Source organism: Mycobacterium sp. E740 (assembly GCF_001672895.1).
In the GTDB taxonomy this organism is placed as follows: Bacteria; Actinomycetota; Actinomycetes; order Mycobacteriales; family Mycobacteriaceae; genus Mycobacterium.
Genome location: NZ_LZKP01000014.1, coordinates 1 through 8,321 on the forward strand (window position 1 = coordinate 1; position 8,321 = coordinate 8,321).

General features: G+C 66.9%; 8 protein-coding genes, 1 tRNA gene and 1 pseudogene. 5 read left to right on the top strand and 5 right to left on the bottom strand.

Features of this window, described 5'->3' with window-relative positions; translation table 11 throughout:
* Positions 1-1,278, top strand: a 1,278-nt coding sequence (locus A5663_RS01115; RefSeq protein ID WP_068143068.1) for an HNH endonuclease signature motif containing protein, incomplete at its 5' end; no start/stop codon positions are given.
* Positions 1,279-1,300: 22 nt separating this feature from the next.
* A complete protein-coding gene (locus A5663_RS01120; protein WP_068143069.1) occupies positions 1,301-1,705 on the top strand; it encodes an HIT family protein in 405 nt (134 codons plus the stop codon).
* Here the strand turns inward: A5663_RS01120 and A5663_RS01125 are convergent.
* Together A5663_RS01125 and A5663_RS01130 are read right to left on the bottom strand one after the other, a co-directional pair.
* Complete coding sequence (locus A5663_RS01125) at positions 1,693-3,111, bottom strand: cell wall metabolism sensor histidine kinase WalK (RefSeq protein WP_068143070.1); 1,419 nt, start codon at positions 3,109-3,111, stop codon at positions 1,693-1,695. The genes A5663_RS01120 and A5663_RS01125 overlap by 13 nt on opposite strands.
* A gap of 38 nt (positions 3,112-3,149) precedes the next feature.
* Positions 3,150-3,869 carry a response regulator transcription factor gene (locus A5663_RS01130; protein ID WP_068143071.1) on the bottom strand — a complete coding sequence of 240 codons (720 nt, stop codon included), beginning with the start codon at positions 3,867-3,869 and terminating at the stop codon, positions 3,150-3,152.
* 94 nt (positions 3,870-3,963) lie between these two features.
* Between A5663_RS01130 and A5663_RS01135 the strand changes: the two genes are divergently transcribed.
* Positions 3,964-4,785 (top strand): hypothetical protein, encoded by an 822-nt coding sequence (locus tag A5663_RS01135; protein WP_068143072.1) that lies wholly within the window; start codon positions 3,964-3,966, stop codon positions 4,783-4,785.
* 2 nt (positions 4,786-4,787) lie between these two features.
* On the opposite strand, the gene A5663_RS01140 is transcribed toward A5663_RS01135, so the two are convergent.
* A complete protein-coding gene (locus A5663_RS01140) occupies positions 4,788-5,117 on the bottom strand; it encodes a hypothetical protein (RefSeq protein WP_068143073.1) in 330 nt (109 codons plus the stop codon).
* 47 nt (positions 5,118-5,164) lie between these two features.
* Between A5663_RS01140 and A5663_RS01145 the strand changes: the two genes are divergently transcribed.
* Together A5663_RS01145 and A5663_RS01150 are read left to right on the top strand one after the other, a co-directional pair.
* Positions 5,165-5,236 (top strand) — tRNA-Thr (locus A5663_RS01145).
* A 197-nt stretch (positions 5,237-5,433) separates the two neighbouring features.
* Positions 5,434-7,389 carry a serine/threonine-protein kinase gene (locus A5663_RS01150; RefSeq protein WP_068143075.1) on the top strand — a complete coding sequence of 652 codons (1,956 nt, stop codon included), beginning with the start codon at positions 5,434-5,436 and terminating at the stop codon, positions 7,387-7,389.
* A 2-nt stretch (positions 7,390-7,391) separates the two neighbouring features.
* Here A5663_RS01150 and A5663_RS01155 read toward each other — a convergent pair.
* Both A5663_RS01155 and A5663_RS01160 read right to left on the bottom strand, forming a co-directional pair.
* A pseudogene (locus A5663_RS01155) lies at positions 7,392-7,973 on the bottom strand (adenylate/guanylate cyclase domain-containing protein); the annotation flags it as partial.
* A 106-nt stretch (positions 7,974-8,079) separates the two neighbouring features.
* A partial coding sequence (locus A5663_RS01160) for a sensor histidine kinase (protein ID WP_369816571.1) occupies positions 8,080-8,321 on the bottom strand: 242 nt, incomplete at its 5' end.

The following is an 8,321-nucleotide window of genomic DNA, read 5'->3' on the forward strand; positions in this document are numbered from 1 at the left end:
GCGATGGCGCTGCGGGAGCGGCTGCCCAGAGTCGCTGCCTTGTACGCCGAAGGGCGGTTGAGTTCTGCGCTGGTCGCAACCATCACATGGCGCACGCAACTGATTGTGAACTCCGACATCCAGAAACGCGTCGACGCCGCCATTGCGGATCGCGCGGCAAGGTGGGGCTTTCTGTCGGTCGCAAAGCTGGAGGCGGCGATCGATTCGTTGGTCCACGAGCACGATCCCGACGCGCGACGGCGCCTGCAAGAGGCCGCACGGCGCAGGGACGTCCAACTCGGCAAGCCCGACGATGAGACGGGAACGGCGTCGTTATGGGGCCGCTTGTCCGTGACGGACGCAGAGCTACTCGAACGTCGGCTGGCGCAGATGTCGAGCGGCGTGTGCAAGGACGATCCACGCACGGTCGGACAGCGACGGTCGGATTCAATGGGCGCCATCGCGGCCTACGCGGACCAACTGACCTGCCAGTGCGGGAATCCGGACTGCCCGGCTGCCGGAAGCGATCCTCGCGCGACCAGCTTTGTCATCAACGTGATCGCCGAACCCGCGGCACTGGAAGCCCAACCGGATCCGCAGATGTCAGGTGATGGTAAACCCGAACCGGCGAAACCCACAGCGGTGCCTGCGAAGCCGAGATCCGCTGCGCTCATCCTCGGTGGCAGCCTCATCCCCACTTCCCTGCTGGCGGAGCTGATCAAGAACGGCGCGACGGTGCAGTGGGTGCAAAAGCCCGATGCTGCACCGGAATCCGGATACCGCCCATCGCGGAAGGCAGCGCGGTTTGTCCGGATGCGGGACATGACATGTCGCTTCCCCGGCTGCGACCGCCCCGCGGAACTCTGCGACATCGACCACACGACACCGTATCCGGTCGGTGCCACGCATCCGTCGAACACCAAGTGCCTGTGCCGAATTCATCACTTACTGAAGACCTTCGGCGGGTGGCTCGACGAGCAACGGGCCGACGGATCAGTCATCTGGACGGCGCCGTCCGGCAGGACATATGTCACTCACCCTGGCAGCCGATTCTTCTACCCCGACTGGGACACGACGACGGCGGCAGTGCCGGCGGTGGTGCGGCCCGTAGACGCGCCCCACAAGGGCGTCATGATGCCACGCCGACGACGAACACGCGCCGAGGATCGGCGTCGACGAATCGCGCGTGAACGGACCCTCAACGCCCTCGATCGCCGACAATCGGCGGTTCCGCCGGCTACCGAGCCCTGCAGGCCGCCGCCTGGTGATTACTTCGATGCACACACTCCGCCGTTCTGACAGGCCTCACTATGCTCGACGCATGGCGAGCGTCTTCACCAAGATCATCAACGGGGAGCTACCCGGCCGATTCGTCTACGAGGACGACGACATCGTCGCGTTCCTGACGATCGCACCGATCACCCAGGGCCACACGCTCGTCGTGCCCAGAGCCGAGATCGACAACTGGCAGGACGTCGACCCAAGCGTGTTCGCCCGCGTCATGGAGGTGGCGCAGCTCATCGGCAAAGCCGTCGTCAAGGCGTTTCCCGCCGACCGGGCCGGTGTCATCATCGCGGGCCTGGAGGTGCCGCACCTGCACGTGCACGTCTTCCCGACCAGCGACCTCGCCGACTTCGGCTTCGCCAACGCCGATCAGAACCCGTCACCGCAGTCCCTGGATGACGCGCAGGCCAGGATCAAATCCGCGCTGGCTCAGCTGACCTGAGCCGGCACCTCGGCAATGCGGGGCAGGCTGACGGTGAATGTGCAACCCCGCCCGGGTGAGGTGGTGACCCCGACCGTCCCGCCGTGCGCGTAGACCAGCGAGTCGACGATCGACAGGCCCAGTCCCGTGCCGCCGCTGGCGCGCGCCCGCGACGAGTCGGCGCGGTAGAACCTCTCGAACACCCGCTGCGCGTCGTCGCCCGTCATGCCGGGACCCTCGTCGCACACCTCCAGCACGGCTCGGTCCGCCACGGTGCCGACCCGCACCACCACTCCGGCGTTCTCTGGGGTGTGCTGCAGCGCGTTCGCCATCAAGTTGCCCAGCACCTGACGGAGCCGGGCTTCGTCGCCGAGCACCTCCGGGGTACCGGGACCGTCGAACACCTCCAGATTGATGACCCGCTTCGGAGCGATCGACTGCGCGTCGTGGACGGCGTCCGTGGCCAGCGTCAGCAGATCGACGCGCCGGCGCTCCAGCGGGCGCTGCGCGTCGAGGCGCGCGAGCAGCAGGAGGTCCTCGACCAACAGCCCCATCCGGCTCGACTCGCTCTCGATGCGGCTCATCAACATCTCGACGTCACGCGCGGCGCCCTGGCGGTACAGTTCGGCGAATCCGCGGATGGTGGTCAACGGCGTGCGCAACTCGTGGCTCGCGTCGGTGATGAACCGTCGCATCCGTTCCTCGGAGGTGCGGGCCTGCTCGGCCGACGATTCCGAAGCCGCCATCGCGGTCTGGATCTGGGCGAGCATTCCGTTGAGCGCCAACGACAATCGGCCCACCTCGGTGCGCGGGTCGCGCTGCGGGACACGCCGGTCGAACTCCCCGGCGGCGATCGCCGCGGCGGTCTGCTCGACTTCGACCAGTGGGCGCAGACTGCGGTGCACCACGGCATAGCCGAGAACACCGAGCACCAGCAGTACCGCCAGCCCGATGCCCGCCTGGGCGTAGGTCAGCTCACGCACCGTGGTCTGCACATCGGACAGATCGATGGCGACGGTGGTCAGTTCGTTCTGCGGTCCGCGTACCGTCATCGCGCGCCACTGCACGCCCGAGTCGTCGAGCGAGCCGATCGTGACCGGCGACGGGCCCACGTCGTTGTCGGCCGGCACCGCGGGCTCGGCATCGCGATCGTTGACGGCAATCCACATCCGGCCGTCGGGGCTGAAGCCCCGGACGTAGAAGTTCGACGGTGGCCGTGAGGGATTGGGGCTTTCCACCGCATCGACGGATCCCCTGGGCGCCTGGGCCCAGCTGCGGGAAGCGTCGAGCAGCTCCTGGTCGATCCGGTTGCTCAGCGTATGGCGCAGGATCGAGGTGACAGCCACGCCGGACGCGAGCAGACCGCACGCCACCAACACCAAGGTGGCCGCCACCAGCCCGACCCTCAGCGGCACACGTCCGATCATCTACCGATTGTCACGCTGTCTGCCCTGCGCGCAAGCGCTTATCGGGGCTCGCGGAGCACGTAACCGACTCCGCGCAGTGTGTGCAGCAGACGCTTGTCACCGGTGTCGATCTTCCGGCGTAGGTAGGAAACATACGATTCGACGACGTTGACGTCGCCGCCGAAGTCGTAGCGCCAAACGTGGTCGAGAATCTTGGGTTTGGACAGCACCGTGCCGGCGTTGATGATGAAGTAGCGCAACAGCGTGAACTCCGTCGGCGACAACGAGACCGGCTCTCCTGCCTTCCACACCTCGTGGGTGTCCTCGTCGAGCTCGATGTCGGCGAAGGTCAGTCGGGAGTTGCGGGACTCCTCGACGCCGCGCCCGGAACGGCGCAGGATCACCCGCAGCCGGGCGACCACTTCCTCGAGACTGAACGGCTTGGTCACGTAGTCGTCGCCGCCGAGCGTGAGCCCGGCGATCTTGTCCTGCAGCGAGTCGCGTGCGGTGAGGAACAGCGCCGGCGCGTCGATGCCATCGGCCCGTAGCCGGCGCAACAGCCCGAAGCCGTCCATGCCCGGCATCATCACGTCGAGAATGACGGCGTCCGGACGCACCTCACGCGCTTTGTCCAGCGCGGCGGGTCCGTTCGACGCGGTATGCACCTCGAACCCCTGGAACTTCAGACTCACCGACAAGAGCTCGACGATGTTGGCCTCGTCGTCGACGACGAGAACCTTGGCTTCCGGTGTGCTCTCGGGTAATGCAGGCATCGCCATCCACTCACTGTCCACCGGTTTGCTCTCCATCATCCTGCACGCCCGCTGTGCACTTCCTGTGAATCTGGCTTTGCGCAGTCCATAGACTGAAGCGATGAACTTCGGCAAAGCCCTGACCGATATCGCGACGGCGCCGGCCCGGGCCGCGCTGGCCATCGCCGACGCCGGGCTGTCCATGGCCACGGGCGCGGTGGGCATGGCACAGCGGACGCTCGGCGAAGCCGCCGACGGAGGTGCCGGTTCAGCGTCTTTCGCGACCATGCTGGGGCTCAACGACGCGGTCGAGCGGGCGAATCGGCTGGCCAGGCTGATGGATGACGACGCCCCGCTCGGCCGGGCGCTGGCGCCGAACGGCCCGCTGGACCGGCTGCTGCGACCGGGCGGACTGGTCGATCAGCTGACTACCGAAGGCGGGCTGCTGGACCGGCTGACCGCTGAGAACGGCGCGGTGGGCCGAGCGGTGGCGCCGGGTGGACTGGTCGATCAGGTGATGGCCGAGGGCGGCCTGGTGGACCGCATGACCACCGACGACGGGGCGTTGTCGCGAGTGATCGCGCCGGGTGGGCTGGCGGACCAACTGCTCGCCAACGACGGGTTGGTCGAGCGGGTGCTGCGTGAGGACGGCGTCGCGGACCGCCTGCTGGCCGAGGGCGGCCTGCTGGACACGCTCACCGACCCGAACGGGCCACTGCTCAAGCTTGCCGACGTCGCCGACACGCTGAACCGCCTGGCCCCAGGGCTCGAAGCGCTGGCGCCGACGATCGACGCGCTGCACGAAGCCGTGATCACGTTGAGTCAGGTGGTGAACCCGCTGAGCAACATCGCCGACCGGATCCCGCTGCCCGGCCGGCGACCGCGCGCACGTTCGGCGTCGAGGGCCGTGACGTCACGGCGCATCATCGACGTCGAGGAGTGACGTCAGGCGTCGGCTTCCATCGTTTCGACCGCGGCTGCGACGCTTTCCGGACTGGGCGGTTCACCGTCGCCCTGCCAACGCTGAAGCAAGAGCACGGCAGCGCCTCGCAGCATGCGGACATAGTCGTCGACATCGTCGGTCTTGCTGTAGGAGTCGATCCGCCGCGCCACCTCGGGCACCAGCGGCTTGATCGCGGTCGCGATGCTGAGCCCCAGCTTGCCCTCGGTGCCTGCGCCCTGATCGAGGATCGTGAGCAGCCGCTCGACCTCGGGGCGTTTCAAGCCTGGGTACACCTCGGGGAAGTCACTGAGCAGATCGTTCTTGACAGTCACGGGCAGAAGATGCCCGAACGGCCGACCCGATAAACTCTGCCCCGCAGGCCTCCTTAGCTCAGTGGTAGAGCACCCGCCTTGTAAGCGGGATGTCATCGGTTCAATCCCGATAGGAGGCTCCGGTACGTGGCGGCTGGTTGCCGGTCGTCGGCCGTAGCGGGCCGTTTCGACCGCACGGGCCGCAGTCACAGCGATCGACGTTTGGCACGCGCCTCCTCGCGATTTCGCTGAAAAAGGTAGACCGACGTGGCTTGAGTTCCAAGAGATGGCAAGCCGTACCGCAGCTACGATCTAGATGCCCTGGAACGAGGTTGCGATGACTGACCCGACTGCCGGCCACCCCGCCGACTTCACGCGCACCGAAGCGACGACGTATACCGCAGAGGCCACCGAGATCGGCGCCGGGATACTCGAGTCGTCGTTTGCGATCGTCAGCCCCGCCGCTCGCCTCACCCAGATCGAGGTCGGCCAACGGCTCGACGACTTCGACCTGCTCATCGAACTCGGCAGCGGGGCGTTCGCGCGGGTCTTCCTGGCCCGGCAACGCTCGCTGCAGCGGCTGGTGGCGGTCAAGATATCGGCGAACCGCGGCTATGAACCGCAAACCCTCGCCCAGCTCGACCACGACTACATAGTCCGCGTCTTCGATCAACGAATACTGCGTGAGCGCGACTGGCGGTTGCTCTACATGCAGTACCTGCCGGGCGGAACGTTGCTCGACCTCATCCAATCGATCCACCATGCGGGGCGACCGCCCGAGACCGGCCAGGCGTTGCTCGACGCCATCGACGGCTCACTCGAGGCGCGCGGCGAGATCCGGCCCGCCGAATCGTCGACCCGCACCGAGCTGGCCACCCTCCCGTGGCCGGACACCGTCGCTTGGCTCGGCCGTCGCCTGGCAGAAGCGCTGCACTACGCGAACTCCCGGGGCGTCCTGCACCGCGACGTCAAGCCGGCGAACGTGCTGCTCGCCCCGAACGGCACTCCCAAGCTCGCGGACTTCAACATCAGCTTCGCCCGAAATGTCACGGGCGCAAGCCCTTTCGCTTACTTCGGCGGATCCCTGTCCTACATGTCTCCGGAGCAGCTGACGGCTTGCCAGCCCGGGCACACCGCAGACATGGCAGATCTGGACACGCGCAGCGACATCTATTCCCTGGCCGTCGTGCTGTGGGAGCTGCTGACCGGCCGCAAACCCTTCGACGACTCCGCCGCACACGCCGCTCGCGCGAACCCTGACGGCTCGATAGGTGACGTCACCGCGCTCGAACTGATGCTGGCCACCCGCGCCGCGGGGGTCTTACCGACCGAACTCGCCGCGCTACCCGCGAACTGCCCACCCGCACTGTGCCGAGTGCTGCTCAAAGCGTTGAGCGCCGACCGCGAGCAGCGCTGGGCCTCCGGCGCCGAACTGGCCGAGCAACTTCAGCTGTGCCTCGATCCGCAAGCTCGTGACCTGGTGGATCCGCCGCCGCAGAGTTGGCGGCTGCGGCTGCGGCCGTTCGTCGTGCCGATTGCCGTGCTTTCCATCATGGTGCCGAATGTGCTCGCCAGCCTCTACAACATCCAGCACAACCGGCTGCTGATCGTCAGCCAGCTCTCCGAGCAGGCCCAGGTCCGCTTCATGCTGGTGACCACGCTGATCAACCTGGTCTTCTTTCCGCTCGGCGGCTTGGCGCTGTCGTTCTGGTGTCGCCGCGTCATCATGGTGCCGCGACGCCTGCGCCGCGGTCCGGCACCGCCCGCCGAAACCCTGGCGCTCGCGCGCCATGATTGTCTGGTCGCAGCCGACCGGGTGGTCTTCGTCGTGTTCGGCCTGTGGTTCGTGGCCGGGCTGACCTTTCCGCTCACCATGCAATTCGTCGCCGGCGGCATCCCCGGTAGGTCTGCGATCCATTTCTTCGGTTCACTCACCGTGTGCGGCGCGATCGCGATCTCGTATCCCTTCTTTCTGCTGACGTTCTACGTCGTGCGCAGCGTGTACCCGGAACTGGTGGCGTACGGGCCGACGGATCCGGCCGAAGCCGACCAGCTGCGCGCACTCACCCGTCGACTGCCCCGCTATCTGGCGATCGCGGCCTCCGTGCCGTTGCTCGGCGTCATGGCGGTGACGTTTCTGACCCCCGGCGAGATCGCCGAAGTCATCGTGCCGCTGCGAGTGCTGTGCCTCGGGGGCATCGCCGGGTTCGTGCTCGTGTACTGGCTCTCGCGGCACATAGAATCCGACAGTCGAGCGCTCGAGCGGGTAATCTGCAACCGCGCTGCTCGCTAGCTTCGGATCCGCAACGGCGGGAACTCGTTTCGTACCTGCGGATGGCACAGTTGTGCCACCCGTTCCGGGTGAGCCAGGTCGCGCAGCGGGTGGTGCCCGAAGTCGATCAACCACGCCTCGTCAGGCAACCGGTCGCGAGTGAGATCGCTTGTGGCGCCGGACAGCAACGTCTGGCCGCCATGTCCCAGCTCGCGCAACCGGGCGGCGCGGTTGATCGTCGGCCCCATGTACTTGCCTTCGGCCCGCAACCGGACTTCACCGGTGTGCAAGCCGATTCGTAAGCGAATGGGTGCCAGCTCAGCCTGTTGCAGGGCCAACGCACACGCCACTGCATCGCCGGCGCGGGCGAACGCGATCACGAAGCTGTCGCCTTCGCCTTGCTCGACCGGGCACACACCCTGGTGAGTGATGATCAGAGAAGCGATCGCATCGTCCATCGCCGCCAGTGCGGCCACCATCGCGTCGGGCTGGCTCTCCCACAACCTGGTGGAGCCCTCCACATCAGCGAGCAGCAACGTCACAGTCCCGGTGGGTAGCGCGTTGCGAACGCCGGGCTGGGCGATATCCAGCAGTGATGACGACATTGCAGTCCCCGTTCCGAACAACCGATGACGAGGTCAATCGTCCTGCGCGGCAACCAGTACGACTACAGTGCGCACAACACGGTTGTCGGTGGTGCCTGCCTCCCCGTCAGGCAGCGGTGCCGACGGTTGCCGTGATACGGGTGCCCCGGCCCTGCTCACTCTGGATGAGCAGCGTGCCGCCGATCGCCGCCAGGCGGTCCTTCATGTTGGTCAGACCCGTTCCCCCTGCGGCACAATCGAATCCGCGTCCGGTGTCACTGATGACAACGGTGACCGCCTGATCGTCGGCACGGGCGGTCACGGTCACCGTGGTACCCGGGCCGCCGTGCTTGGCAGCGTTCTGTAGTG